This window comes from Cypionkella aquatica (assembly GCF_030161095.1).
GTDB classification, from domain to species: domain Bacteria; phylum Pseudomonadota; class Alphaproteobacteria; order Rhodobacterales; family Rhodobacteraceae; genus Cypionkella; species Cypionkella aquatica.
The window spans coordinates 162,396-187,558 of sequence record NZ_BSPP01000010.1 but is presented as its reverse complement, the minus strand read 5'-3'; the positions used below and the strand labels follow the sequence as shown (position 1 = coordinate 187,558).

At 60.5% G+C, this 25,163-nt stretch carries 26 protein-coding genes; 17 read left to right on the top strand and 9 right to left on the bottom strand.

Features of this window, described 5'->3' with window-relative positions:
• Positions 1-21 precede the first annotated feature (21 nt).
• The 10 genes from argC (at position 22) to QQJ98_RS13800 (ending at position 8,308) form a co-directional block, all read left to right on the top strand.
• A complete protein-coding gene (gene argC / locus QQJ98_RS13845; protein WP_284325936.1) occupies positions 22-1,050 on the top strand; it encodes an N-acetyl-gamma-glutamyl-phosphate reductase in 1,029 nt (342 codons plus the stop codon).
• 18 nt (positions 1,051-1,068) lie between these two features.
• Positions 1,069-1,512 (top strand): cytochrome c maturation protein CcmE, encoded by a 444-nt coding sequence (ccmE, locus tag QQJ98_RS13840; protein WP_284326216.1) that lies wholly within the window; start codon positions 1,069-1,071, stop codon positions 1,510-1,512.
• Positions 1,513-1,583: 71 nt separating this feature from the next.
• Positions 1,584-2,195 carry a holin-associated N-acetylmuramidase gene (locus QQJ98_RS13835; RefSeq protein WP_284325935.1) on the top strand — a complete coding sequence of 204 codons (612 nt, stop codon included), beginning with the start codon at positions 1,584-1,586 and terminating at the stop codon, positions 2,193-2,195.
• Positions 2,196-2,254: 59 nt separating this feature from the next.
• Entirely contained in the window at positions 2,255-2,683 is a 429-nt protein-coding gene (locus QQJ98_RS13830) for a holin family protein (RefSeq protein WP_284325934.1), read from the top strand.
• 87 nt (positions 2,684-2,770) lie between these two features.
• A complete protein-coding gene (gene argS, locus QQJ98_RS13825) occupies positions 2,771-4,516 on the top strand; it encodes an arginine--tRNA ligase (RefSeq protein WP_284325933.1) in 1,746 nt (581 codons plus the stop codon).
• A gap of 84 nt (positions 4,517-4,600) precedes the next feature.
• Positions 4,601-5,665, top strand: coding sequence for an SPOR domain-containing protein (locus tag QQJ98_RS13820; protein WP_284325932.1), 1,065 nt, complete (start codon positions 4,601-4,603; stop codon positions 5,663-5,665).
• On the top strand, positions 5,662-6,669 hold the full coding sequence (locus QQJ98_RS13815; protein ID WP_284325931.1) for a glycoside hydrolase family 3 N-terminal domain-containing protein: 1,008 nt from the start codon (positions 5,662-5,664) through the stop codon (positions 6,667-6,669). The genes QQJ98_RS13820 and QQJ98_RS13815 overlap by 4 nt, the downstream gene beginning before the upstream one ends.
• A complete protein-coding gene (locus QQJ98_RS13810; RefSeq protein WP_284325930.1) occupies positions 6,662-7,459 on the top strand; it encodes a segregation and condensation protein A in 798 nt (265 codons plus the stop codon). The genes QQJ98_RS13815 and QQJ98_RS13810 overlap by 8 nt, the downstream gene beginning before the upstream one ends.
• Positions 7,456-8,100, top strand: a complete 645-nt coding sequence (gene scpB, locus QQJ98_RS13805; protein ID WP_284325929.1) for an SMC-Scp complex subunit ScpB — start codon at positions 7,456-7,458, stop codon at positions 8,098-8,100. The genes QQJ98_RS13810 and scpB overlap by 4 nt, the downstream gene beginning before the upstream one ends.
• 4 nt (positions 8,101-8,104) lie before the next feature.
• The gene (locus QQJ98_RS13800) at positions 8,105-8,308 is read left to right on the top strand and encodes a hypothetical protein (RefSeq protein WP_284325928.1); all 204 of its coding nucleotides are present in this window, start codon (positions 8,105-8,107) and stop codon (positions 8,306-8,308) included.
• A 49-nt stretch (positions 8,309-8,357) separates the two neighbouring features.
• Here the strand turns inward: QQJ98_RS13800 and QQJ98_RS13795 are convergent, their stop codons facing one another.
• From QQJ98_RS13795 to QQJ98_RS13785, 3 genes are read right to left on the bottom strand one after another with little or no spacing between them, the layout of a single operon-like run.
• Positions 8,358-9,335, bottom strand: a complete 978-nt coding sequence (locus QQJ98_RS13795) for a methyltetrahydrofolate cobalamin methyltransferase (protein WP_284325927.1) — start codon at positions 9,333-9,335, stop codon at positions 8,358-8,360.
• Between the two features lie 15 nt (positions 9,336-9,350).
• Positions 9,351-10,265, bottom strand: coding sequence for a methylenetetrahydrofolate reductase (locus QQJ98_RS13790; protein ID WP_284325926.1), 915 nt, complete (start codon positions 10,263-10,265; stop codon positions 9,351-9,353).
• A 22-nt stretch (positions 10,266-10,287) separates the two neighbouring features.
• A complete protein-coding gene (locus QQJ98_RS13785; protein WP_284325925.1) occupies positions 10,288-10,590 on the bottom strand; it encodes a virulence factor in 303 nt (100 codons plus the stop codon).
• 262 nt (positions 10,591-10,852) lie between these two features.
• Between QQJ98_RS13785 and QQJ98_RS13780 the strand changes: the two genes are divergently transcribed.
• Entirely contained in the window at positions 10,853-11,986 is a 1,134-nt protein-coding gene (locus QQJ98_RS13780) for a Ppx/GppA phosphatase family protein (protein ID WP_284325924.1), read from the top strand.
• Positions 11,983-12,735 (top strand): RlmE family RNA methyltransferase, encoded by a 753-nt coding sequence (locus QQJ98_RS13775; protein ID WP_284325923.1) that lies wholly within the window; start codon positions 11,983-11,985, stop codon positions 12,733-12,735. Before QQJ98_RS13780 ends, QQJ98_RS13775 begins: the two co-directional genes overlap by 4 nt.
• Positions 12,736-12,861: 126 nt before the next feature.
• Here QQJ98_RS13775 and mepK read toward each other — a convergent pair whose 3' ends face one another.
• The gene (gene mepK / locus QQJ98_RS13770; protein WP_284325922.1) at positions 12,862-13,431 is read right to left on the bottom strand and encodes a peptidoglycan L,D-endopeptidase MepK; all 570 of its coding nucleotides are present in this window, start codon (positions 13,429-13,431) and stop codon (positions 12,862-12,864) included.
• A 378-nt stretch (positions 13,432-13,809) separates the two neighbouring features.
• On the opposite strand from mepK, the gene QQJ98_RS13765 reads away from it, so the two are divergent.
• The 4 genes from QQJ98_RS13765 to QQJ98_RS13750 all read left to right on the top strand — a co-directional run bounded on the left by QQJ98_RS13765 (position 13,810) and on the right by QQJ98_RS13750 (position 18,210).
• On the top strand, positions 13,810-15,417 hold the full coding sequence (locus QQJ98_RS13765) for a L,D-transpeptidase family protein (RefSeq protein WP_284325921.1): 1,608 nt from the start codon (positions 13,810-13,812) through the stop codon (positions 15,415-15,417).
• A 177-nt stretch (positions 15,418-15,594) separates the two neighbouring features.
• Positions 15,595-16,686 carry a UDP-3-O-(3-hydroxymyristoyl)glucosamine N-acyltransferase gene (locus tag QQJ98_RS13760; protein WP_284325920.1) on the top strand — a complete coding sequence of 364 codons (1,092 nt, stop codon included), beginning with the start codon at positions 15,595-15,597 and terminating at the stop codon, positions 16,684-16,686.
• A 34-nt stretch (positions 16,687-16,720) separates the two neighbouring features.
• Positions 16,721-17,002, top strand: a complete 282-nt coding sequence (locus QQJ98_RS13755) for an acyl carrier protein (RefSeq protein ID WP_431307824.1) — start codon at positions 16,721-16,723, stop codon at positions 17,000-17,002.
• Positions 16,999-18,210: a beta-ketoacyl-[acyl-carrier-protein] synthase family protein gene (locus QQJ98_RS13750; protein WP_284325919.1), complete on the top strand. Its 1,212-nt coding sequence runs from the start codon at positions 16,999-17,001 to the stop codon at positions 18,208-18,210. The genes QQJ98_RS13755 and QQJ98_RS13750 overlap by 4 nt, the downstream gene beginning before the upstream one ends.
• A gap of 69 nt (positions 18,211-18,279) precedes the next feature.
• Here the strand turns inward: QQJ98_RS13750 and QQJ98_RS13745 are convergent, their stop codons facing one another.
• Positions 18,280-18,939: an invasion associated locus B family protein gene (locus tag QQJ98_RS13745; RefSeq protein ID WP_431307823.1), complete on the bottom strand. Its 660-nt coding sequence runs from the start codon at positions 18,937-18,939 to the stop codon at positions 18,280-18,282.
• 567 nt (positions 18,940-19,506) lie between these two features.
• On the opposite strand from QQJ98_RS13745, the gene QQJ98_RS13740 reads away from it, so the two are divergent.
• Positions 19,507-21,063, top strand: coding sequence for a helicase HerA-like domain-containing protein (locus tag QQJ98_RS13740; RefSeq protein ID WP_284325918.1), 1,557 nt, complete (start codon positions 19,507-19,509; stop codon positions 21,061-21,063).
• 20 nt (positions 21,064-21,083) lie between these two features.
• Here QQJ98_RS13740 and QQJ98_RS13735 read toward each other — a convergent pair whose 3' ends face one another.
• The 4 genes from QQJ98_RS13735 to QQJ98_RS13720 are packed head-to-tail and all read right to left on the bottom strand — an operon-like array spanning position 21,084 to position 25,073.
• A complete protein-coding gene (locus QQJ98_RS13735) occupies positions 21,084-22,343 on the bottom strand; it encodes an HlyC/CorC family transporter (protein WP_284325917.1) in 1,260 nt (419 codons plus the stop codon).
• Positions 22,340-23,311, bottom strand: a complete 972-nt coding sequence (locus QQJ98_RS13730; protein WP_284325916.1) for a site-specific tyrosine recombinase XerD — start codon at positions 23,309-23,311, stop codon at positions 22,340-22,342. The genes QQJ98_RS13735 and QQJ98_RS13730 overlap by 4 nt, the downstream gene beginning before the upstream one ends.
• Positions 23,312-24,949, bottom strand: coding sequence for a hypothetical protein (locus QQJ98_RS13725; protein ID WP_284325915.1), 1,638 nt, complete (start codon positions 24,947-24,949; stop codon positions 23,312-23,314).
• Positions 24,939-25,073: a hypothetical protein gene (locus tag QQJ98_RS13720; RefSeq protein ID WP_284325914.1), complete on the bottom strand. Its 135-nt coding sequence runs from the start codon at positions 25,071-25,073 to the stop codon at positions 24,939-24,941. Before QQJ98_RS13720 ends, QQJ98_RS13725 begins: the two co-directional genes overlap by 11 nt.
• Positions 25,074-25,163: the final 90 nt, after the last annotated feature.

Sequence of the window (25,163 nt, the reverse complement as noted above, 5' to 3'; positions counted from 1 at the left end):
CCACCAAAATCAGAGGCCGCCATGACCCATCGCATCGCCATTCTCGGAGCATCTGGCTACACGGGCGCAGAGCTTGTCCGCCTGATCGCCACCCATCCCGATATGAAAATCGTGGCGCTTTCGGCTGACCGCAAAGCGGGCATGGCGATGGCCGAGGTGTTCCCTTTCCTGCGCCACCTCGATCTGCCGCGCCTGCAAAAGATCGACGAGATCGACTTTTCCGGCATTGATCTTTGCTTCTGCGCGCTGCCGCATGCCACCACGCAGGTTGTGGTTTCAGCCCTGCCGCGCGATCTGAAGATCGTCGATTTGTCGGCAGATTTCCGGCTGCGCGATCCGGCCGAATATGAAAAATGGTACGGCCAACCCCACACCGCGACCGATCTGCAAAAAGAAGCGGTCTATGGTTTGACCGAGTTCTACCGCGATGACATCCGCGACGCGAGGCTGGTGGCTGGCACCGGCTGCAATGCGGCCACCGGGCAATATGCCTTACGTCCGCTGATTTCAGCGGGGGTGATTGATCTGGATAACATCCTGATTGATCTCAAGGCGGGGGTGTCGGGGGCAGGGCGCAGTCTGAAGGAAAACCTGCTGCACGCCGAGCTTTCCGGCGGAACCCATACCTATTCGATGGGCGGCAAGCATCGCCATCTGGGTGAGTTTGATCAAGAGTTCAGCAAACTCGCGGGCCGCCCGGTCCATATCCAATTCTCGCCGCACTTGCTGCCGATGAACCGCGGGATTCTGGCGACAACCTATGTGCAGGGCGACGCGCGCGTGATCCACCAGACTTTGACCGATGCCTACGCGACCGAGCCGTTCCTGCAGGTGCTACCCTTTGGCGCACTCCCCTCGACGCGCGACATTGCCGGTTCTAACTACTGTCATATCGGCGTGATTGCAGACCGGATTGCGGGCCGCGCCGTCGTGGTTGCGGTTTTGGACAACCTGACCAAAGGCTCGTCGGGGCAGGCGATACAGAACGCCAATCTGATGCTGGGGATAGAGGAAACAGCGGGGCTGACCTTGGCACCGATGTTCCCGTAAGGGGCTGATATGGCTGGGTTGAAAAGCTTGAAGAAACGCCGTCGTGTGCAGTTGATCCTGTTTGCGTTTGTGTTGCTTGCGGCCTCAACCGCGCTGATCGGCTATGCGATGCGTGATGGGATTAACTTTTTCCGCTCGCCCAGTCAGGTTCTAAGCGATCCGCCGCGCGCGGGCGAAGTTTTCCGCATCGGCGGCTTGGTCGAAAAGGGCACCTTGCAGCGTGGGCAGGGTGAGACGATCAGCTTTAGCGTCACCGATACCAACCATTCGGTTCCGGTGAAATACACCGGAGTTTTGCCTGATTTGTTTGAGGAAGATGCGGGCATGGTGGGCACAGGCTCGATGCAGGGCGATACCTTTGTTGCATCGGAAATCCTTGCCAAGCATGATGAGAATTACATGCCGAAAGAGGTCGTCGACGCGCTAAAAGCTCAGGGCGTTTACGTCGCACCAAAGGACTAGCGCGCGCCGCAGTTTCAACAGATTAACCCGTTCGCGCCACCATTGCCCCTGTCTAGCCAAGGGGAGATGCGATGAAATCGGTGCAAGATCTGGCGGTGGAAATTGTCGCGCGTGAGGGTGGTTTTGTAAACGACCCCGATGATCCGGGCGGAGCCACCAAATATGGTGTTATCCTGAACACTCTGCGCCGCTTGGGCATTGATGTGACGCGCGATACCCGTATTGATGTGGCTGATGTGCGTGCGCTGACCCCTGCACAAGCCGTTGATATCTATGTCGAACATTACCACCACCGAACCGGGATCGGCGCTTTGCCAGAAGCATTGCAGCCTTCTGTCTTTGATATGTATGTCAATGCCGGAGCCAATGCGGTCAAGGTGTTGCAGCGTTTACTGACCAGCATGGGCTTCCCCTGCGACGCCGATGGTCAGATCGGTCCGCAGACCATTCGTGCCGCCCAAATGGCCGCCGAGGCTGCCCCCAGCCATATCGCTGATGCCTATGCGATCGCGCGCAGGAACTACTATTACGGCTTGGCGGATGCCCGCCCCGCCAGCCGCAAATATGCCCGCAGGCGGGATGGCGGAAAGGGGGGGTGGATCACGCGGGCAGAAGAATTCATGGCGGCGAAATATCGACTGACCGAAGCGCAACATCAGGCGAGGGTGGCAGCATGGGGCTGATTGGCAATATTTTGAACGCGCCGGGGGCAGTCACGGCTTTGGGCGATGCCGCCTAGGGCGTGGCCGAGGTGTTTGTGGCATCGGCCACCAAGCGGATGGAGTTGTCCGCGCAGGCGCAAGCAGCAGCGCTAGAGCAATTTGGCGATGAATTCGTCAATGCCTCGGGCAGTTGGTTTGATCGGCTGGTTAATGGTTTGAACCGCCTGCCGCGCCCGCTGCTGGCCTTTGGCACGATCGGATTGTTCGTCTATGCGATGGTTGATCCGCCGGATTTTGCCCTGCGCATGGTCGGCTTGAACGCCGTGCCAGAGCCGCTTTGGTGGCTGCTGGGGGCGGTGGTGGCATTCTACTTTGGCGCGCGCGAGACGCATTACTTTCGCAACCGCCCGGTCAGCATGCCGCCGGGTCTGACCGCGGCGCCCACGGCTTTGGCTGCGGCATCGGAGGCCAATTCTGCCTTGGATGACTGGCGATCTGGCCAAAACTGACCGCTAGGACGGCCCAAAACCGGGGCCGTCCTTGACCTGTCTTGCTGGCTCTGGCATGCCCACAGCAACGAGACAGGAATTGATCAAATGAACCTCTTTGCCGAAATCCGCACTCTTGTGACCGATAGCCTGACGGCTTTGGTGGCCGAGGGGGCGTTGCCGTCCGGGTTGGACTTTGCAGCAGTTGCGGTCGAGCCGCCGCGCGATCCGTCGCACGGTGATATGGCGACCAATGCGGCGATGGTGCTGGCCAAACCGGCGGGCATGCAGCCCCGCGCGATTGCCGAAGCGCTTGCAGCCAAGCTGTCACTGGATGCGCGTGTGACGGGTGTTGAAGTGGCAGGACCGGGTTTTTTAAACCTGCGTCTGGCGGCGAATGTGTGGCAGGGCGTGGTGAAAGCGGCGCTGACCGAGGGACTAGAATTTGGGCGCTCGATGATGGGCGGGGGCCGCAAGGTCAACGTCGAATTCGTCTCGGCCAACCCCACCGGGCCGATGCATGTCGGCCATGTGCGCGGTGCGGTGGTAGGCGATGCCTTGGCGCGGCTGCTGGACTTTGCCGGTTGGAACGTCACCCGCGAATATTACATCAACGACGGCGGCGCGCAGGTCGATGTGCTGGCGCGCTCGGCCTATGAGCGGTACCGCGAGGCCAACGGGCTGGAGCCTGAAATCCGCGAAGGTCTTTATCCCGGCGATTATCTGATACCGGTCGGCGAGGCTTTGAAGGCGAAATATGGCGCGTCTTTGCTGGATAAGGGCGAAGAGGTTTGGCTGGCCGACATCCGCGAAATCGCATCCGAGTTGATGATGGACGAAATTCGCGGCGATCTGGCGGCGTTGAACGTTAAGATGGATGTGTATTCCTCGGAAAAGGCGCTCTATGGCACCGGGCAGATTGAGGCTGCCATTCAAGCTCTGCGCGATATGGGCCTGATCTATGAAGGCACGCTGGAGCCGCCAAAGGGAAAAACGCTGGATGATTGGGAGCCTCGGGTGCAGACCCTGTTCCGCTCCACCGCGCATGGCGATGACGTAGATCGCCCGGTGATGAAATCGGACGGCGCCTGGACCTATTTCGCCCCCGATATCGCCTATCATTACAACAAGGTGCAGCGCGGCTTTGACGAGCTGATCGACATTTTCGGTGCTGATCACGGCGGCTATGTCAAGCGGATGAAGGCTGCGGTCTCGGCCCTGTCGGGTGGCAAAGTTCCGTTGGATATCAAGCTGGTGCAACTGGTCAAGCTGTATAAAAACGGCGAGCCGTTCAAGATGTCAAAGCGGGCAGGGACGTTTGTGACCTTGCGCGATGTGGTCGAACAGGCGGGCGCCGATGTGACCCGTTTTATGATGTTGACGCGCAAGAACGATGTGACCCTTGATTTCGATTTCGCAAAGGTGCTGGAGCAGTCGAAAGACAACCCGGTGTTCTATGTGCAATACGCCAATGCCCGGATCAACTCGGTGCTGCGCAAATCGCGCGAGGCTGGCATTGACTGCGGTGATGCAGCGCTGGCAAAGGCTGATCTGGCAATCCTTAGTCACCCGGCCGAGATTCAAATGGCGCAAAAACTCGCCGAATGGCCGCGCCTGGTCGAGATCGCCGCAAAGGGCAACGAGCCGCACCGCATCGCGTTTTACCTGTATGAGTTGGCCTCGGAATTCCATGCGTTGTGGAACAAGGGCAACGATGATCCGAGCTTGCGCTTTGTCCAAGACGGCAATGCGGCAACATCTGCGGCAAAAATCGCCCTCGCGCGTGCCACAGGCGTTGTGATTTCAGCGGGCCTTGGTATCCTTGGCGTCACTCCGGTAGAGGAAATGCGGTAAGTGCCAAATTCTTACCTGCCCAACCGGAACGGGCAAAATAACAAGCAGGGGTGGCATGTATCGCCCTTGCACGCGAGGCAAAACATGGCGGACGTGGATTTCGATGACTTCGACGGCGGTTATGCTGGGCATAGTGCGGGCCCGCTGACGGGTCGTGCGCTGACAATCGTCAACATCGCGGGGGCGGTTTGCTCTCTTGCATTGGTGGTCGGGCTGGGTGTCTGGGGCTATAAACTGGCGGTGCGCGATGTCTCTGGCATCCCTGTGGTGCGCGCACTTGAAGGCCCGTTGCGGATCGCACCAGACAATCCCGGCGGTGATGTGGCGATGCATCAGGGGCTGTCAGTCAATGCCGTCGCCGCGGCCGGAACCGCGTTGCCGCTGCCCGAAAAACTGCTTCTCGCCCCGCGTGAGGCAGTTTTGACCGCTGAAGATCAGGCGGGCACCGCAGAGCTTGCGCCCTTGCCAGAAGCCAGCGCGGCGCTTGGTGGCATCGTGGCCCCGGCAGATAGCCTGACCGCTGAACCTCGCCTTGCCCCGGTGGAAATTGCCCCGGTTGTGGTCACGGCAGAAACCATACCGTCCGATCCGATGGCGGCGGCAAGCGATCTCGCGGTGGAGCAACCCTTACCCGCAACGCAAGAGGATGCTGTTGCAGCGGCCCTTGCGGCGGCTTTGGCTGAAGGCAGCGAAGCGGATTCCGCGCCGGTTGAAACGGCTGCTGCAGATACCGCAACCTCGATCCGTCCGAAATCACGCCCTGCAAAACAGACCGCCGTTGCAGATGCTGCACCCGCCGATACGGTTGCCGTAACGGACGAACCTGCCGCTGTTGAAACCGAACAGGTGCCCGCCGCAACTGCTGGCGTTGCCGAAATTGACCCGAGCACCATCGCGGCTGGCACCCGGCTTGTGCAGCTTGGCGCGTTTGATGACGAGGCCAGCGCGCGGGCCGAATGGGCTAAGCTCCAGGCCAATTTTACCGACCTTTTGGCCGGCAAGGCCATGGTCGTGCAATCGGCGCAAAGCGGCGGTCGCACCTTTTATCGCCTGCGTGCGCATGGTTTTGCAGATGAAGACGTTGCGCGTCAATTCTGCGCGACGCTGCTGGCACAAAATGCCTCGTGCATCCCGGTTGCACAAAAATGATCGGCGCTGGGGCGGCGATTTTCGGCTGCGCAGGCCTGAGCCTGACCGCGCGCGAGCGTGATTTCTTCCGCGATTATGATCCGCTTGGCTTCATCGTGTTTGCGCGCAATATCGACACCCCTGCGCAAATCACCCGGCTGACCGCCGATCTGCGCGACAGCGTTGGCCGCGATGCGCCGGTGCTGGTTGATCAAGAAGGCGGGCGCGTCCAACGTCTGCGCGCGCCGCATTGGGCCGAATGGGCACCACCACTCGACACCGTCGATAAGGCGGGTGCACATGCCACGCAAGCTATGGCGCTGCGTTCTATGGTGATTGCAGCCGAATTGCGCGCAGTGGGCATTGATGCCAATTGCGCCCCTGTGGCCGATATTGGTGGCCCTGAAACCCACCCGTTCCTGCGCAACCGCTGCTATGGTCAAGACGTTGAAACTGTAACGAAAATAGCTCGTGCCGTGGCCGACGCCCATCTTGAAATCGGTGTGCTGCCGGTGGTCAAGCACATGCCGGGGCATGGTCGATCTGTCAGCGATACCCATCTTGATCTGCCGACCGTCACCACCGACCGCGCCACTCTGGCCGCGACAGATTTCGCGCCGTTTCGGGCGCTGGCTGATCTGCCGATGGCGATGACTGCGCATATCATCTTTGCCGCATATGATCATTTGCCTGCGACGCAATCGCCGAAAATGATCGAGGTGATCCGCAATGAGATCGGATTTGGCGGGCTTTTGATGACCGACGATCTGAACATGCAGGCGCTCAAAGGCACGCTGGGCGAACGCACCGCCCGTTCCATGGCGGCGGGCTGTGACATTGCCTTGCATTGCAAAGGTGAAATGGCCGAAATGCTTGAGGTTGCCGCAGCCGCAGGCAGCATGACCGACGCCGCCCGCGCGCGCGCGAAAGCTGCACTTGCGCAGCGTCGCCCGGCAAAATCCGTTGACATCGCCGCGCTGAAGGCCGAATTCTCGGCTCTGCTGGGCGAGGGTGTTGATGGCTAATCCGGAAAGCGATGATTGGACAGCGCCCGAACGGGTGCCCGCAGCGGAACGGCTGGCCTCGGAAGCACTGATCATTGATGTCGATGGCTTTGAAGGGCCTTTGGATCTTTTGCTGATGCTCTCGCGCACCCAAAAGGTCGATCTGCGCAAGATTTCCGTGCTGCAACTCGCCGAGCAATATCTGGTCTTTGTGGAGCGCGCGGCTGCTTTGCGGATCGAACTTGCCGCCGATTATCTGGTGATGGCGGCTTGGCTGGCGTTTCTGAAATCACGCCTGTTGCTTCCGCCAGAACCGGGCGAAGCGGGGCCATCCGCCGAGGATCTTGCCGCGCATCTGGCGTTTCAGCTTGAACGTCTGGCCGCGATGCGCGAATCCGCGGCCCGGTTGATGGCGCGCGACCAACTGGGCCGCGATTTTTTCGCCCGCGGGGCCCCCGAGACTGTCACGCGTCACGTCAGCGTCAGCTATACCGCCAATCTTCTGGATCTTATGCGCGCCTATGCCCGCATCCGCACCCGCGATGATTTTCGCCCCTATGCCTTTGATCGCAAAGATGTCTACACGATGGAAGATGCGCTGGAACGCATGCGTGGTTTGCTGGGCTACGCCGGGGAATGGTCTGATCTGAACAGCTTCATGCCCGAAGGCTGGGAGGTATCTCCCGCCCGCCGCAGATCTGCCACTGCGGCGCATTTTGCCGCGATTTTGGAGATGGCCAAACGCGGTCAGGTGCAAATCAAGCAGGGCGAGGTATTCGCCCCGTTGATGATCCGCAGGCTTGAGTCATGAGCGATCCGATCGAAAAAAGCCTCTTTGAAGCGCCGCCGATGGGCGAGCAAGAGCGGATGGTGGAAGCCATCCTGTTCGCGGCCACCGAAACCGTCACACTTGCCGAGTTGATCAAGCGCATGCCGCATGGTTGCGATCCGGCTGAAGCCCTGTTGACCTTGCGTCGCCGCTATGAGGGGCGGGGGGTGAATTTGGTGAAAGTCGGGGATGCCTACGCCTTTCGCACAGCCGCCGATTTGGGGCATCTGATGCAAAAGGAAAGCGCCGAGCAGCGCAAACTGTCGCGCGCGGCGATTGAGACGCTGGCAATCGTCGCCTATCATCAGCCGGTCACCCGGGCAGAGATCGAGGAAATCCGCGGTGTTGCGGTCAGCCGGGGCACGGTGGATCAGCTGTTGGAACTCGATTGGATCAGGCTGGGGCGGCGGCGGATGACGCCGGGCAGGCCAGTGACTTTTGTGGTGACCGATCACTTCCTTGACCATTTCGGGCTGGAATCAGCCCGGGATCTGCCGGGGCTGAAAGAGCTGCGTGCCGCTGGTTTGCTGGACAGCCGCCCCTTGCCGGGCGCACTTTCAATCCCATCTGAAGATGAAGACCAACAGCCCAGCACCGGGCAAAGCGAACTTTTTGAGGATTAGGCCGATGGACCGTATCATTCAGATGATTTTGAACAGGTTTCTGGGCCGTTTGGTCAATATTGGCGTGAATAAGGGTATAGATTATGCGGCGGGGCGCGGCAAATCCCCTGACCAGATGACCCCGGCAGAGCGCGAACAAGCGCGCGCTGGCAAAGATATGAGCAAGCGCGCAAGGCAAGCCGCGAAACTGATGCGGCGCATCCGCTAAAACAAAAGGCCCGCCGGTTTGGCGGGCCTTTTGGATCTATAGCAAAGGTTTAGCGCGCGCGACGCCCGCCACGACGCCCCGAGGTCGCAGCCGTGGCCGCAGCAGATGCCTCGGCAAAGGTCGCCCCAGCCTCGACAGCCTCCAGCACCTTGGCGAAACGGATCCATTCGCCGCCATTTGCGTCGTGGTTCATCAGGAAGTTGGCGGCGCGGATCGCCTCCATCTCGGGCAGACGCACTGGGTTCATGATGGCGCTGGTCATGCCCGCGCCAATCGCCATCGGCAAGAAGGCGGCGTTGATGCCGTGACGATGCGGCAGACCGAACGAGATGTTTGACGCGCCGCAAGTGGTGTTGACGCCCAATTCTTCGCGCAGACGGCGCACCAAAGCGAACACTTGTTGGCCAGCCGAGCCCATTGCGCCCACTGGCATCACCAAGGGATCAACCACGATGTCATGCGCGGGAATACCGAAATCGGCAGCGCGCTCGACGATCTTTTTGGCAACCGCAAAACGCACATCGGGGTCTTGGCTGATGCCGGTGTCGTCGTTGGAAATAGCCACAACCGGCACGTTGTATTTCTTGACCAGCGGCAAAACCAGTTCCAGACGATCTTCCTCACCCGTCACCGAGTTCAACAACGGGCGACCTTCGCAGGCCTTCAGACCCGCTTCCAATGCGCCGGGAACCGAGCTGTCGATGCACAAAGGCACATCCACAATCGCTTGGATTTGCAGGATCAATTCTCGCATCAGCGGCGGTTCGACAAAGTTGTTGTCGGCATAGCGCGGATCTTCAGCCATTTTGTTGGTGAACACGGCACCCGAGTTCACGTCCAGCACGGTTGCACCGCAAGCGACCTGTTCCAGTGCATCCCTGAGAACGGTTTCAAAATTGCCAGCTTCCAACTCGGCCGCCAGCTTTTTGCGGCCCGTCGGGTTGATACGTTCACCGATCACGCAGAACGGCTCGTCAAAGCCGATAATTACAGTTTTCGTTTTGGATTCTATAACAGTACGGGTCATTCTTAAACCTTCTCTTTAAGCATTTGCAGGCACGCCAGCGGCGCCGCCATTTTCGGTAACCCAAGCCGCATTGGTCTTAATGCCGCCCAGCGGGAAAAAGTGAACTTGCTCGATGCCAAAAGCCGGATTTGCCGCTTTGTGCGCGGCAAGGCCCGCGATAAATTCTGTCGGCTCGTAAGGCAAAAGCAGTTTCGTCACATCCATAGCACGTTTTTGCAGCACGCGCAGCGATGCGCCAACACCGCAAGAGATTGCGAATTTGATCAGGGTTTGCAGCTTGGCAGGGCCTGCGACGCCAATGTGGATCGGCAGATGCACGCCAGCATCGGCCAGCCGATTGGCCCAGGCGATCACCGGATCGGCTTCAAAGCAGAACTGCGTCGCAATCGCCATCTTGGCATCAGACCGCTCGGAAAACGCCTGCTTCCACTTCAACGCAGCCAAGACGATGGCATCGCCGCCGTCCTTGTCGATGTCCTTGTTGCCCTCGGGGTGGCCAGCGACATGCAGACGATCAAACCCGTCAAACAACCCGGTTTCGATCAACTGCATCGAGCTGTCGAAATCCCCTGCCGGAGTATTCACACCGCCGCCCAGCAGCAGAGCCTGCTTGACGCCCGCTTCGGTCTGATAGCGCTTGATCCAGTCGGCCAAGGTCGCCTTGTCGTGGATGATCCGCGCCGGGAAATGCGGCATCACGTCAAAGCCTTCGCCCGCGATCCGCTTGGCGGTGGCGACCATGTCTTCAATCGGGGTGCCCTCAATATGGGCGATATAGACGCGCGTGCCTTTTGGCAGCAAAGCGCGGAAGTCTTCGACCTTTTCAGCGGTGCGCGGCATCACTTCAATCGAATAGCCTTTCAGAAAGGCCTCATTCGCGTCGGTGTTGGCGGCTGGTTTGGTGTCTTTGCGGAAAAAACTAAGTGCCACGCGGGCCTCCCCTTAGATGCGGTCAGGCTTGCGCCCAGCCCTCGGCGTTGATCAGCGCTTTCAGGCGCTCTGTGTCATAGGTGGCATCCAGTTTTGCGGCCTCGGACGCTGCGACGTCGGCGGCCTCGCCGTCCACCGCATAGGGTGCGGCCTTGCGCCATTCCCCCAAATAGGCATCCGCGTCCTTGGCACCAATTTTCATCGCACAACGGTCAATTGCCTGCTCAAAGCGCTCGGGCAATTGCACCTTCGACGCAGCGCGTCCCTTGCCCACAATCACCTGAGCCGGAATGTCGCGCCAAAACACCACGATTACGTCTGGCATTGTTGATTCCTTCCACCCAATTCTCACCCGTTCTAAGCGCGCCCATGCGACAGTCAGGGTCGGTTTTCGACATGGCGCATGCTGGCAGCGACCATGCCCGTAGCTAGCTGCAAACCAATCATGCGGCCAGTGCTCGTAAATGGAGAAGTTTTCATCATCTCTATGAACCCAAGGCCCGCCGTCTGCACAGGCTTGGGGGAGGGCGCTTGCCACTTGCCGCCAACGGGTCTACCTTTAGCGCAACCACCTATGGAGGGCGATTATGGCGCCCGAGCGTCCCTTGGGGGCGGACGCGATGCAAACAGCGGTTGAGGCACAGGCTGCTTTCCGTGAAACTGACCCGTCGGCCCCCCCCGGCCTGGGTTCCAAGGGGCTTTATGCTGCCGTGGACTTGGGCACAAATGCGTGCCGCATGTTGATTGCCCAACCACGGGGCAGTCAGTTTGTGGTTGTGGACAGCTTTTCTAAGACTGTCCAACTGGGCGCGGGGCTGGAAGCCTCGGGCAGGCTTGGTCGTGCCTCGATGGGGCGCACGATGCAGGCGTTGCGGATCTGTCAGAAAAAGATCGAACAGCATGGCGTCACACGCATGCGGTTTGTGGCGACCGAAGCGTGTCGCCGGGCCCGCAATTCAAAGGAATTCATGCGGCAGGTGCGGCGGGAAACCGGGCTGATTGTTGAGATCATTCCGGCCGAGGAAGAAGCGCGGCTTGCGGTGATCTCTTGCGCGCCTTTGGTGAACCGCTCGACCGAGCAGTTGTTGGTGGTTGATATCGGCGGGGGATCGACCGAACTGGTGTGGATTGATTTGTCGGGGGTGACGCCGGAAGATCGGCCGCGTTCGATCATGCGGCTGCACCGCGGCTTTCAGGCTGACCCTGCCGGGGCAAAGGTGGTGGATTGGATCTCGGTGCCGCTGGGGGTGGCGACCCTGAAGGATCAGTTTCAGGATGTCGAGGATGATGCCGCGCGCTTTGCACTGATGAGTTGGTTTTTTGAAGAGAATCTGGCCTCTTTCAGCCCTTATGCTGCGGCGCAAAAGCGCGAAGGCTTTCAGATCATCGGCACTTCGGGAACGGTGACCACGGTGGCGGCCAGCTATCTGGGATTGCGGCGCTATGATCGCACCAAGGTTGATGGGCTGCAGATGACCTCGGATCAAATCGACAGCGTTATTCGGGAGTATCTGACGCTTGGCCCGGAAGGGCGGCGCACTGATCCGCGGATCGGGCGTGACAGACATACGCTGATCATGTCCGGCGCGGCTATCCTTCAGGCGCTGATGCGGATATGGCCAACAGATCGCCTTTCTGTCGCAGACCGTGGTTTGCGCGAAGGGCTTCTATATGCACAGATGAGCGCCGATGGCGTGTTAGAGGACGGGCCTTTTGAATGACTGAAAAGAATACATCAGGCCGGGGTCAGCGCGATCTGCGCGTGCGCGTCAAAACCGCCAAGGGGCGCAAGCTGTCCTCGACGCTGTGGCTTGAGCGGCAGTTGAACGATCCTTACGTGATCCGGGCCAAGAAAGAGGGCTATCGCGGGCGTGCGGCTTACAAGATCCTAGAGCTGGACGATAAATACAATTTCCTCGTGCCGGGGGCGCGTGTGGTTGACCTTGGCTGCGCGCCGGGCGGTTGGTGTCAGGTGGCGGTCAAGCGGGTCAACGCCCAAGGCGATAATCCGAAAAAGCCGATCGGCACCGTTTTGGGCGTCGATTTGCAGGAAATTGAAGGCATTGCAGGCGCGCAGATCCATCAGTTGGATTTTCTGTCAGAGGAAGCAGATGCGCTGGTCAAGGGCTGGCTGGGCGGCAAGGCTGATGTGGTGATGTCGGATATGGCGGCCTCGGCCTCGGGGCATAAGGGCACCGACCACCTGCGGATCATTGCGCTGATCGAGGCGGCTTTGGCATTTGCCTTTGACGTGCTGGAAGAGGGTGGCACTTTTGTTGCCAAGGTGCTGGCCGGTGGCGCGGAAGCCGAGATGCAAACGCAGCTGAAAAAGTCGTTCAACAAAGTCGCCAACGTCAAGCCGCCCGCCAGCAGGGCGGATAGTTCCGAGAAATTCGTGGTGGCGCAAGGCTTCCGGGGCAAATCGACGCTGACCGGATCGTTTGCGCCGATGTCTGATGATCAGGATTAAGCGCGGATAGGATTGTCCGCGGTTTGGAAACGCTGCTGCCGCTTTTGCACATCTGCTAAAAACAAAAGGCGCCGCGATGGGCGCCTTTTTGCTTAAACTTGGCTGTAACCTTGGCGAAAAGCCGCCTTAGCCACCCCAGCTGCGCACGGGGCCGCAATCCATGTGCACGAAGTTGGAGCCGTAATAATGGCCCACGCCGCCCGCCGAACATGCCTCTGCGGCTTTTGCCATCTGGCCCACCGAGCGCGACTTCAACCGCAGATCTGCGGCCATGCCCTTCATGTGCAGCGAGTGTTTTGCAACACCGCGCGAGTGCGAGCGCAACATCGCATTGGTGGAAGGGCTGCGATAGCCTGACAGCAACATGTAAGGCTCGCGGACATCCAGCAGACGGTGGGCGGCTGCGATGATGTCATAATTGCGCGGGTCCATACCCACAACTTCGTCAGAGCGCCAGTCGCGCATGAAGTGATTGATTTCTTTGGTCACTTCGGGAATGTATTCGCCCTCGACCCAGTAGATCGTGTCGATGCTTTCCCCGGTGCGGCCGGAATACATCCGGATCCGTCGTATGTCGCCTGCGCCCTTCAAAAGGCCGAAAGCATTGGAGTATGTCGGGGCTGCAACCACGGCAGTTGCCGCGAAAACGCCAAGCAGCCCGCGCCGCGTGATCCCGTTCAAGTTCATATTCGCCATTCTTTGCGCCTGTCCCGATCGCTGGTCTTTGACCGCCTGAAGTTGCGGTTCTGTTCGTCACTTCATCCCCAAGTGCCCAGTCGTTATGACACAGCTTGCGGTGAAGCCAAAGAACAGATTGGCCGCCGAATCCCAGTCTGACGGCAATAGGCAAAAAATTGCTGAATTTGAGGGAACCAAGTGGGGATTTCCGCAACTGCCATATTCGTGGCGAATATGCGACAATCGCGCAGGAAGTAGCGACCCAGATGCAGGCCGAAGGGTTAAGGCGAGTTTACAGTTCCGCAGATTTCACCCAAGCTTTTCTAAGTAAAACACTATCAGACGCGACTGGGTCAGTCTTGCGCAGCAGGACGCGCCCTAGCAATGGGAATCATCGTGCATATCAGTCTTTCCGCGCGCGCCTGCGGAGTTATCCGCAACCTGACAGCCACCACGGCGCTGACATTGGCTTTGACGTGGTCCGCGCCGGTTATGGCGCAAACCGATGCCTTCACGCGGTCTTTGGCCGAAGCCTCGGCGCAGAATGAGGCTGTGGCGACGTTTTACCGCGAGCATGGGTTCCAGCCGATCTGGACTGGCCCGCAGGATCAGGCGCGGCGGCATGCGTTGATCATGGCGCTGTCAACGGCGGCGGCGCAGGGCTTGCCTGTCACCCGCTATGATCCGGCGGCGTTGATCGGGCTTGCGAAAGCGGCGGTGACGGAAGGCGACCGGGGTCGGCTGGAAGTGGCGATGACGCTGGCCTATCTGTCTTATGCGCGCGATGTCAGTTCCGGTGCGCTGACGCCTAAAAAGATTGATCCCACCATTGTGCGCGAGATTTTGCGCCCTGATCCGGCGGTGTTGCTGGCAGGCTTGCTGGCAAGCGCGTCGCCAGAGGCCTATCTGGCGTCACTGCTGCCCGAAAGCCCGGAATATGCGCGGCTGATGAAGGAAAAGCTGCGTCTGGAGCGCGAAGCACCATCGATGATCGGGATTTCGGCCAGCAAACTTGCCCCCGGTGACAGCGGCGATGCTGTGGTTGCGCTGCGCAATCGGCTGATCGAGCTTGGCTATATGGGCCGCTCGGCCACCGCCAGCTATGACGGGCAGATGCAGCGGGCGGTGCAGCGCTATCAGCTGGATCAAGGATTGGCCGCTGATGGCGTGGCCGGAGATTCGACAATCGAGGCGCTGAACACGCCGCCTGCTGCGCGCTTGCAATCGGTGACCGTCGCGTTGGAGCGGATGCGCTGGATGGCGCATACCGATCTGGGCAAGCGGCATATCTGGGTCAATCAGGCCGATTTCACCGCCAAGATCATTGATGATGGCGCGGTGACTTTCCAGACCCGTGCTGTGGTGGGCAAAAGCAGCCCAGATATGCGCACGCCGGAATTTTCGGATGAGATGGAATATATGGTGATCAACCCCAGTTGGGGGGTGCCGCGCTCGATCATCGTGCGGGAATATTTGCCGATGCTGCAGCGCAACCGCAATGCCGTCGGGCATTTGCAGGTGATTGACGGCAAGGGCCGGGTGGTGCCGCGCGGATCGGTGAATTTCGCGGCCTATAGCGCGTCCAGTTTCCCGTTCGGGCTGCGTCAGCCGCCTTCGGATGGCAATGCGTTGGGCAAGGTGAAATTCATGTTCCCCAACCAATACAATATCTATCTGCACGACACGCCCGCCAAGGCGCTGTTTGCCAATGAAGTGCGCGCCTTCAGCCATGGCTGCATCCGGTTGGGCGATCCGTTTGATTTTGCCTATACGCTGCTGGGCAAACAAAGCGCGGATCCCAAAGGGCTGTTCCAAGAGCATCTGGACAGCAGCAATGAAAGCGCGGTCTCGCTGGATGTGCCGGTGCCAGTGCATCTGGTGTATTACACCGCTTGGCCAACCAAAACGGGCATGTCGTATCGCCGCGATATCTACGGGCGCGATGCGGAATTGTTCGAGGCATTGCGCGACGCAGGGGTAGAATTGCCGCAAGTGCAGGGCTGATCTGACGGCCCGCGCAAGCGTCGTTCACAGCAATTTCTGTCCCCGCGGGGACAAATGCCCGTTGGTTGTGATCGTGGAATCTGTCCCCGCTGGGACAAGTCTCTATCGGTAGTGATATTGGTGGTTCACGCTACCACTTATCCACGTTACACCTTCCGCAAACCGCCGGAGGATAAAATGGCCCATTCGATCCGTGACATAGCGCAGGCGCTTGGCGCCGAGGCCGAGGGCGATCTTGACCTGATCGTGGCCCGCGCATCCGAGCCTGCAACGGCGGGGCCGCAGGATTTGGCTTTGGCGATGGATCCGCGCTATGCGGGCGGCCTTGCAGAGGGGCGCGCGCAGGCGGCGATGCTGTGGCCGGGGGCGGATTGGCGGGCCTTGGGGCTGAAAGCGGTGATTTTTGCACCGCGGGGGCGGCTTGCGATGGCGGGGCTGTCGGTGCTGTTGGATCCGGGGCCTGCGATTGCGCCGGGTGTGCATCCTATGGCTTTGGTTGACGCGTCAGCCGTGATCGGGGACGGTGCTGCGATTGGGCCGTTTGTGGTTATCGGCGCGGATGTGCGGATTGGGGCAAAGGCGCGGATTGCCAGCCATGTCTCGATTGCCGAGGGCGCTGTGATCGGTGACGATGCATTGATCTTGCAGGGCGCGCGGATCGGCGCTCGCGTCAAGATTGGGCATCGGTTTATCTGCCAGCCGGGCGCTGTGGTTGGGGCGGATGGGTTTTCCTTTGTGACGCCCGAGAAATCCGGGGTTGAAGAAATCCGCGCAAGCCTTGGAAAACGTGATGAAATTCGCGCGCAAAGCTGGACGCGGATACATTCGCTGGGGGCTGTCACCTTGGGCGATGATGTCGAGTTGGGCGCGAATGTTGCGATTGATCGCGGCACCATCCGCGACACTGTGATTGGCGCGGGCACAAAGCTCGATAACCTTGTGCATATAGGGCATAACGTGCAGGTCGGGCGCGATTGCTTGCTGTGCGGGCAGGTTGGGATTGCGGGCTCGGCCAAGATTGGCGATCGGGTGGTGTTGGGCGGACAATGCGGGGTGAATGACAACATCTTTGTCGGCGATGATGTGATCGCCGGGGGGGCTACGAAAATTTTCACCAATGCCCCTGCGGGCCGCGTGCTTTTGGGCTATCCTGCGGTCAAGATGGAAACCCATGTCGAGATGCAAAAGGCGCTGCGACGTTTGCCTCGGCTGGCGGGACGGGTGGCGGCGTTGGAGAAGGCCACATCTTTGTTACCTGACGCGGAGTAAGTGGTGCGGACATGATGCGCAAGGAAACCATCCGATGAACATGCAAAGCCAAGTGATCAGTGTTGAGGCCCAGGTTATCGCGATTATCGCCGAACAAGCGGTGCTGGATGTGGCCGATGTGACGCCCGGGCAATCGCTGGACAGTCTGGGCATTGATAGCCTTGGGCTGGTCGAGACGATCTTTGCCATTGAAGAGGCGTTTGATATCTCGGTGCCATTCAACGCCAACGAGCCGTCGGAAAGCCCGTTCGATCTGGGATCGGTGGCGTCGATCGTGGCGGCGGTGGAAGGGCTGATTGCCCAGAAAGCTGCATGAGGCGGGTTGTTATCACCGGGGCGGGCACAGTCAACGCGCTGGCCTGCGATGTGGCGGCGACCTATGCGGCTTTTGCCGAAGGGCGCTGTGGCATTGGCGCTTTGGATGTGCGCGACCTTGATCGGCTGGGCGTGCAGATTGGCGGGCAGGTGCGCGATTGGGATGCCGAGGCGCGGTTCTCACGCCAGCAGATCACGCTTTATGATCGGTTCACGCAGTTCACGCTGACGGCGGCAACGCAGGCGATTTCGCAATCGGGACTGCAGTTTGACGGTGATCTGGGCGATGACAGCGGCGTGGTGCTTGGCACGGCGGCGGGTGGCGTCAACACTTGGGATGACAGCTACCGCGCGGTTTATGCCGAGGATAAAAACCGGGTGCATCCGTTTGTGGTGCCGCGCCTGATGAATTCGGCGGCGGCAAGCCATGTGGCGATGCAGTTCGGGCTGCGGGGGCCGAGTTTCAGCGTCTCCACCGCCTGTGCAAGCTCTAACCATGCGATGGGCCTGGCGTTTCAGGCGATCCGCGGTGGTGGGGCTAAGGTGATGGTCACCGGCGGATCAGAATCGATGCTGTGCTTTGGCGGTATCAAGGCGTGGGAGGGGTTGCGCGTGATGTCGCAGACCGCCTGCCGTCCGTTCAGTCTGAACCGCAGCGGCATGGTGCAGGGCGAGGGGGCGGCGGTGTTTGTGTTTGAGGAATTGGACCATGCGCGCGCACGCGGGGCCGAAATTCTGGCAGAAGTGATTGGTTTTGCGATGACATCGGATGCGTCTGACATTGTGATGCCATCGCAAGAGGGTGCTGCCCGCGCGATCAGGCTGGCGCTGCGCGATGCGAAAGTCGCGCCGGATGCGGTGGGCTATATCAATGCGCATGGCACTGGCACTGCGGCGAATGACAAGACCGAATGTGCGGCGATTGCGCAGGTGTTCGGCGCTGCGGCAGAACGGGTGATGATCTCGTCCACCAAATCCATGCATGGCCATTTGATTGGCGGCACCGGAGCGGTGGAATTGCTGGCCTGCCTGATGGCATTGCAGCAGGGGGTGATCGCGCCGACGATCGGCTACGAGGTCGCAGACCCGGAGTGTCCGCTGGATGTGGTGCCCAATCAGGCCCGGCAGGCGGCGGTTGATGTGGTGATGTCGAACGCCTTTGCTTTTGGCGGCTTGAACGCGGTGCTGGTGCTGCGCAAGGCGGCTTGAGGGGCGACTGTTGCCCATGAAAAAGCCCGCCGGATCAGGGCGGGCTTTTGTCGTTATTCTGTGGAAAACTTACTTCTTCGGCATCGTGGCTGCAACGGCGTCATAGCCTGCGGTGAAGCCTTTCAGCGTCACGGCCAGTTCAACCTTTTGATCAGGGGCTGCGGCGGGCACGATGGTGATGGTCGCCTTGGTGCCCTTTTTGAACTGAGCCACTTCGTCAGCGGTAAAGCCGATCCGCGCGACGCAACCCAGTTGGGCGCAGAAGGTGAACGGGTAGACTTTCGGCTTGGCCGCATCAATGCCCACCACCAGATTGGCGGTCAGCAGAGTCTCTAGCGGGGCGATGATCGTCGCGCCAGCCGCCGCTTTGCCACCAGCCGGCAGGGCGAACATGCTGATTTCGGCCACATTGGTGCCTTCGCCGTCTTTCAGCAGCTGATAAAGCTCGCACGGGTCAGAGCCGTCTTTCATCTTGGTGCAGCGCTGCGACCAATCGTCGAAGGTCGCCAGCTGATAGATCTGACCCTCGGCCGCGTCAGCTTGGGTCAGCGGTGGGGGCGGGGTGTTCGTTTCGGTGCCCATGTTCAGCGTATCTGCTGCAGGAGCCGTGGTATCGACGGTGGTGCCCTCGGCCGGGGCAGCTTCTTGGGCGAAAACCGGCAAAGTCGAGGCGGCAAAAGCCAGACCAAGCGAAAGTGCAAGGGTGCGGTGCAGGGCAGTCATCGACATCACTGTCTCTTTCTTCATGAAGTGCCCGACAAACGCCGGACAGGTTTTGTGATCTGAGCGCCTGAACTGGCGCGCATGGGGTCTTTTGGGGTCTGCCTGAGGCCAAAGCGGTGGCCGGGGGTGATATTTGGCTGGCAAATAGCATGGCGCGCTTGGGAAGTCAGCGGTAAAAACATCACGTCTTCGCGTGTGGTCTAAAGCTGCCAAAGTTGCGCAGGCCTATCAGCTTTGCAGCGCAAGCCTATGGCTGAAAAGGAAAAAGGGCCGGACAGCCGACCCTTTTTCAACGTCTTTTTATTCTCCCTGTCGGACTGGCCGACTTGTGTTGCAGACGCTACGGCGCTTTCAAATCCGCGTCAACAGGAATTGTAACGCCCGCCACCTTGACCAGCCTTGCGCCAAAAAAAACCGCGCCGGTTTGCGGCGCGGCAGTCAGACAGGGAGGAAGCCCGGACCACGCGCATCTGTGCAGGTTCGGCAACAACAACACTGGCACAGACAGGTTAACAATGTATTTTGACCCTGAACGCCGCAGCGGCGCGCGGCAACAGGCAAAGGGTTTGCGGTATGAGCGAGACGATTTTCGTGGGCGGCGGCGGTGAAGCTTATGGTGTGCCGCAGAACATGCTTTTGAAATACGGCAATCGTCACGGCCTGATCGCAGGCGCTACGGGCACCGGCAAGACCGTGACCTTGCAGGTGCTGGCAGAAGGCTTTTCTGCCGAAGGCGTGCCGGTGTTCATGGCCGATGTGAAGGGTGATCTGTCTGGGCTGGGGGCTGCGGGATCGGCCAGCAGCAAGATGCATGACGGCTTTCTGAAGCGTGCCGCCACCATCGGCTATGATGTGCAATACCGCGCCTTTCCGGTGACGTTCTGGGATATGTTCGCCGAAAAGGGCCATCCGATCCGGGCCACGGTTGCCGAGATGGGCCCGCTGCTGCTGTCGCGCCTGCTGGAGCTGACCGAGCCGCAAGAGGGCGTTTTGAACGTCGCCTTCCGGTTGGCGGATGAAGAACAGCTGCCGCTGCTGGATCTGAAGGACTTGCAGGCGCTGCTGGCTTTCGTGGCGGAACATGCGTCCGAGATTTCGGGGCGGTTTGGCTTGGTGTCGCCGACCTCGGTTGGAGCTATTCAGCGCCGGTTGCTGGTGTTGGAGAACCAGGGTGCTGCGCAGATGTTTGGCGAGCCTGCGCTAGAGCTGGCCGATCTGATGCGTTGCGATGCCAATGGCCAAGGCATGATCAACATTCTTGCGGCAGAAAAGCTGATGAATGCGCCGCGGCTGTATGCGACGTTCCTGCTGTGGCTGCTGTCCGAGCTGTTTGAGAACCTGCCCGAGGTCGGCGATCAGGATAAGCCCAAGCTGGTGTTCTTCTTTGACGAGGCGCATCTTTTGTTCACTGATGCGCCCAAGGCGTTGGTGTCCAAGGTGGAACAGGTGGCGCGGCTGATCCGCTCTAAGGGTGTCGGGGTGTATTTCATCACGCAAAATCCGGCCGATGTGCCTGATATGATTCTGGGCCAGCTGGGCAACCGGGTGCAGCATGCGTTGCGGGCTTTCACGGCGAAAGATCAGAAAGATCTGAAGCTTGCCGCCGAAACCTATCGCCCGAACCCGCGATTTGCGATTGAAGATGCGATCCGCGATGTCGGCACTGGCGAAGCGGTGACGTCGTTTCTAGAGGCCAAGGGTATTCCCGGCGTGGCAGAGCGGACTTTGGTGCGCCCGCCTGCATCACAGCTTGGGCCGATCGAGCCTGCCTTGCGCGCGCACCTTATTGCGGCCTCGGGGATGGGGGCGAAATATGACAAGGTGGTGGACCGTGACAGCGCCTATGAGCGGCTGCGCGCCCGCGCTGATCATGCGGCCAAAGAGGCAGAGGCCGCCGAGGCCCCGTCGCGGCAAGCGGCCCCCGAGGCTGAAGAGAACCGAGAGTTCCGCAACGCCCGCCGCTATGACGGCGGCACCGCGCGCGAGGCGGCAGCCCCAAAGAAAACCAGCGGTTCGCGGTCTGATTCCATTGGCGAGGCGTTTGCCAAAAGTTTTGCCAGAAGTTTGGGGTCAAAATCCGGGCAGGCGGTTATTCGCGGGGTCTTGGGGTCACTGTTCCGCAGCCGTTAAGGCAGATCCCGCCCGCAAGGTTACCGCACGGGGCGCAGTTTGACCTGCGTGATGCGGTTTTCGCGGCGGGCGGCGATTTCGATGCGAAAGCCGTGGAAGTGGAAGACCTGACCTTCTAGTGGGATCATCTGGGCCTCGTGAATCACCAGACCTGCGACGGTGTTGGCCTCGGCATCGGGCAGGCCCCAGTCGGTGGCACGGTTCAAATCGCGGATCGTCATGGCACCGTCGATCACATAATCGCCATTGGCATCGCGTTTCAGCCCGGAATCACGGGCGACGACATCGAATTCATCGGTGATGTCGCCAACGATTTCTTCCAGAATATCTTCGAGCGTGATCAGGCCCAGCAGCGCGCCATATTCATCGACGACCAAGGCAAAATGCGTGCGGCGCTTGAGAAACTCGCGCATTTGTTCATCAAGGCTGGTGGTGTTGGGGATGAAATAGGGCTTCTTGGCGACTTTGAGAATATCCAGCGCCTCGACGCCTTCTGGGGCTTCGCCGCGCAGCAGGCGGTCAAATTCGCGCAGCAGGTCTTTTGTGTGGACAACGCCCAGAATGTTTTCGGTCTCGTCGCGATAGACTGGCAAGCGTGAATGTGGCGAGGCCAGCATTTTGGTGATGATGGCATCGGGCGGATCATCGGCGTTTATCATTTCGATCTGGCGGCGGTGACGCATGATTTCTTCAACCGCGCGGTCAGACAGATCCAGCGCGCCTAGCAAGCGGTCGCGGGCCTCTTTTTGCATCGCACCGCCGGAATGGCCCAAGGCGATGGCCCCTGCAATGTCGTCACGCAAGGCATCACGTTGATCGGCCAGATCGAAGGTCAGCCCAAAGCCGCGCAGGGCGGCGCGTTTCAAAAGCTGCATCAGGCTGGCAAGCGGGGTGAACAGCCAAGCCGCGATCAGGCCAAGCAGGCCCAACCGCATCAGGCTGGCTTCGGCGGCGGCGGTGCCGATTGCGGCGGGGATGATACGACCGAGCAGCGCAAGCGCGATACCGGCCGCAAAGCTGAGGCAGGCGAAGTCAAAGCCGCTCCAGCCGCGTGCCTGCCACATCAGGCCAGCAAGGGCGGCAAGCGCTGTCAGGCTATGGCCGAGCCGCAGCGCGGTAAGACCCAGATCGCCGCGCGCCGCAAGTTTCAGGGCTGGGGCAAGCATCGGTGCGGTGCGGCCATGTGGCAGATGTTGGAGCGCTGCGATCACGCAGGCCAGCAAAGCCGCAAGGACCAGCAGGGCAAGGATCAGCGCGTATATCCACAGGTGATGCATCATGACTTTGTCTTTGGGGGGCTGGCCAGCGGGTGATGCGTCAGCACCAGACGTCGCAGATCTTCATCCAATACATGGGTGTAAATCTCGGTCGTGGCGACATCGGCATGGCCCAAAAGCGTCTGGATCACCCGCAGATCGGCGCCACCTGCCAGCAGATGGGTGGCGAAAGCGTGGCGCAGGGTGTGCGGTGTAACCGTGCTGGGATCAACGCCGCCCTGCACCGCGATGTCCTTGATCAGCAGATAGAAATGCTGCCGGGTCAGATGGCCGTCAGCGCCGGGGCCGGGGAAAAGCTGCTTTGAGGGCGGCTTGCCCAGCTTGCGGGCGGCATCGTCCTGGGCATCACGTTCGTGCAGCCAGTCTTTGACAGCGGCACGCGCGGGCGGCGACAAAGGCACCATGCGTTCCTTGTCGCCCTTGCCTTTGACAAGGATCATCTTGGGGTCGCCGCGCACGGCTGCCACCGGCAGGCCGACCAGTTCGGACACACGCATGCCGGTGGCATACAACAGCTCGATCAGCGCGCAATTGCGCAAGCGTTCCGGTTCCGAGCGGCCCTTGCGGCGCGCGGCGTCCAGCAGACGCTCGACCTCGGGCAGGGACAGCGTGCCGGGCAGGCGTTGGCTGGCACCGGGGCCTTTGATGCGCAGGGCCGGGTGATCTTCACGCCAGCCTTCTTCAAGAGCAAAGCGGTACAGCTGACGGATCGCCGACAACCGCCGTGCGCGCGTGGCTTTCGACAGACCCTGCGCGTCGCAAAAGATCAGATAATCTTCGACTTGCGCGCGGCTGGCTGTTGCAAAGTTGCTGCCATGGCGTGAAAGCCATTCGGCGAAATCTTTCAGATCCCGGCCATAGGCCAGCTGCGTGTTGCGCGCAGCCCCCAGATCAGCGGCAGCGGCGGCGAGATAGCTGGAGATCCAACTGTCGGGATGGCTTGGCGCGGCTGAACTGGCAGGGGCAGGCATTTATCCGCGCCGCTCCAGCAGCATCAGTTGCAGAGCGGTGCGGCGGGCGACATCTTCAAGCCCAAGTTTGCGCAGGACCGACAGGCCCTCGGTGACTTTGACCAATTCACCGGTCAGACCACTTTCGATGCGGATGATCGCGGCCAGCATCGCCTCGCCCACCCGTTTTTGTGCGATCAGCTCGGCAATGTCGGCGGGCAGCTGTGGATCGGTGAAGGCAGGGGCAATGGCGCGGGCCATGCTGTCGGGGGCAAGCAGGCCTTTGACTGAACCCGCCGCAAGCCCCGCCATGAACAGGCTGCGTGCATCGGACCCTGCGTCGGGGGATTTGGCAAGGCGTTCGTATTCGGGCGACAGCAGACCGATCTCATAGCTGATCCGGGCGGCATCGCCTGTCAGATGCAGCTTTGACAGTGGCACCGCGAACAGGGTGGCGAATGGCACCTCGACCTCGACATCCTTCATGCGGGCATAGGCCAGCGGCAGGCGCTGCTCGACCGCGGCCACGTCCCCTTTGCTGAGCGCTGCATCAAAGCGTTGAAACGCATCAGCGCGGTCCCACACCCCGCCCGAGGCTGCGGGGGCGCGGTCGGTGTAAAAACCCAGCAGCAGGTTCGGGGTGATCGCGCCCGCACGCGACAACCGCTCGGCAGCCTCGATCTGAGCTTTCCATCCCGCGTGGTCGGACAGATCCACATGGGCAAAGGCCGGGGGCAGGGTGGCGGTGGGCAGAGGTTCGCCCAAGGCATCATAGATGCGCCAGACCAATGGCGTGATCGGCTTGGGCGCGGGGGGTATCGGGGTGCCGTCGAACTCTTCAGGATCAAGGAAGCGCGACAGCAAAGCGTCTTCATCGGCGCTGATGTTTCCCAAGGCCTGTGCGGTGCGCAAAGTCAAAGCGGCGGCGTTCCAATCCCCGGCGCGGGCCAGACAAAACACCCGCGTCGTCAAGGTTGGTGCCAGACCGGGCGCGGATTTCAACACCTCGCAGGCGTGATCCTCGGCCCCTGTCAGCAAAGCCACATCAAAGCTGCGGCGGAACAATTCGGGAGAGCTGTCAGGGCCAGCGGCCTCGATCAGCGCTGCGGCCTGATCCAGCGCGCCCATCACCAGCAATTTGTCGATCCGTGCGATCAGCAACTCGCCCGAACCTTGCGAATCGGCTGGTGCCTCGGCCTCGGCCAGCAGCAGGGTGCGCAGCAGGGATTGCAGCGCGGGCACATCGCCCTGACCCGCCTGCGCAATGGCTGCCGCAATTTCAGCGCTGTGGCCGATGCCCCAAAGATCATGCGGAAATCCGGTCACAACGGGCGGAAGCAAACCCACCGCATCCAGCGAGGTGCCACCCAGCACCGTGGTCGCCACTGCATCGGGCAGCGCGTCGGTGGTGACTTTGGGCTCGTTCGCGACGGGGGGCAGGTTGGCCTGCGAGCCGTTCAGGATAGCAGGTGCGCGTGTTTGGTCCGACAGGGGTTCGGATGGTTGCAGTGGTGCCAGCCCGCCCTTTGGCGTCGGGGTTTTCACCGATTGCGACAGCCAGTTGATCGCGGACAGCGGCTTACGCTCGGCCAAGGCCAACTGTGGCAGTGACATCATCAGGCCCGCAAGCACACAGCCTGCGGCAGATCTAGTCAACATTCAGGGTCACCGGCAATTTCACTTCTGACTGGATCGGAGACAGATCCACCAGATAAGCGTAGCCCGTCAGACCCACAAAGCCAAGCACCGCCAAAACCACCAAAACCTTGATCAGACGCCCCATGCCCGCTTCGCCTTTACTGCTGCCCCCGGTTTGCCCGAGGGTTATGTTGATTGTGCCCGTGCCGGTTCGCGAACCAGCACCCTGCAGATT

Excerpts from the sequence above, each read along its gene's own strand:
- argC (WP_284325936.1), top strand. The coding sequence starts at position 22 with ATGACCCATCGCATCGCCATTCTCGGAGCATCTGGCTACACGGGCGCA.
- QQJ98_RS13835 (WP_284325935.1), top strand. The coding sequence starts at position 1,584 with ATGAAATCGGTGCAAGATCTGGCGGTGGAAATTGTCGCGCGTGAGGGT.
- argS (WP_284325933.1), top strand. The coding sequence starts at position 2,771 with ATGAACCTCTTTGCCGAAATCCGCACTCTTGTGACCGATAGCCTGACG.
- QQJ98_RS13820 (WP_284325932.1), top strand. The coding sequence starts at position 4,601 with ATGGCGGACGTGGATTTCGATGACTTCGACGGCGGTTATGCTGGGCAT.
- QQJ98_RS13815 (WP_284325931.1), top strand. The coding sequence starts at position 5,662 with ATGATCGGCGCTGGGGCGGCGATTTTCGGCTGCGCAGGCCTGAGCCTG.
- QQJ98_RS13810 (WP_284325930.1), top strand. The coding sequence starts at position 6,662 with ATGGCTAATCCGGAAAGCGATGATTGGACAGCGCCCGAACGGGTGCCC.
- scpB (WP_284325929.1), top strand. The coding sequence starts at position 7,456 with ATGAGCGATCCGATCGAAAAAAGCCTCTTTGAAGCGCCGCCGATGGGC.
- QQJ98_RS13800 (WP_284325928.1), top strand. The coding sequence starts at position 8,105 with ATGGACCGTATCATTCAGATGATTTTGAACAGGTTTCTGGGCCGTTTG.
- QQJ98_RS13795 (WP_284325927.1), bottom strand. The coding sequence starts at position 9,335 with ATGACCCGTACTGTTATAGAATCCAAAACGAAAACTGTAATTATCGGC.
- QQJ98_RS13785 (WP_284325925.1), bottom strand. The coding sequence starts at position 10,590 with ATGCCAGACGTAATCGTGGTGTTTTGGCGCGACATTCCGGCTCAGGTG.
- QQJ98_RS13780 (WP_284325924.1), top strand. The coding sequence starts at position 10,853 with ATGGCGCCCGAGCGTCCCTTGGGGGCGGACGCGATGCAAACAGCGGTT.
- QQJ98_RS13775 (WP_284325923.1), top strand. The coding sequence starts at position 11,983 with ATGACTGAAAAGAATACATCAGGCCGGGGTCAGCGCGATCTGCGCGTG.
- mepK (WP_284325922.1), bottom strand. The coding sequence starts at position 13,431 with ATGGCGAATATGAACTTGAACGGGATCACGCGGCGCGGGCTGCTTGGC.
- QQJ98_RS13760 (WP_284325920.1), top strand. The coding sequence starts at position 15,595 with ATGGCCCATTCGATCCGTGACATAGCGCAGGCGCTTGGCGCCGAGGCC.
- QQJ98_RS13755 (WP_431307824.1), top strand. The coding sequence starts at position 16,721 with ATGAACATGCAAAGCCAAGTGATCAGTGTTGAGGCCCAGGTTATCGCG.
- QQJ98_RS13750 (WP_284325919.1), top strand. The coding sequence starts at position 16,999 with ATGAGGCGGGTTGTTATCACCGGGGCGGGCACAGTCAACGCGCTGGCC.
- QQJ98_RS13745 (WP_431307823.1), bottom strand. The coding sequence starts at position 18,939 with ATGTCGATGACTGCCCTGCACCGCACCCTTGCACTTTCGCTTGGTCTG.
- QQJ98_RS13740 (WP_284325918.1), top strand. The coding sequence starts at position 19,507 with ATGAGCGAGACGATTTTCGTGGGCGGCGGCGGTGAAGCTTATGGTGTG.
- QQJ98_RS13735 (WP_284325917.1), bottom strand. The coding sequence starts at position 22,343 with ATGATGCATCACCTGTGGATATACGCGCTGATCCTTGCCCTGCTGGTC.
- QQJ98_RS13730 (WP_284325916.1), bottom strand. The coding sequence starts at position 23,311 with ATGCCTGCCCCTGCCAGTTCAGCCGCGCCAAGCCATCCCGACAGTTGG.
- QQJ98_RS13725 (WP_284325915.1), bottom strand. The coding sequence starts at position 24,949 with ATGTTGACTAGATCTGCCGCAGGCTGTGTGCTTGCGGGCCTGATGATG.
- QQJ98_RS13720 (WP_284325914.1), bottom strand. The coding sequence starts at position 25,073 with ATGGGGCGTCTGATCAAGGTTTTGGTGGTTTTGGCGGTGCTTGGCTTT.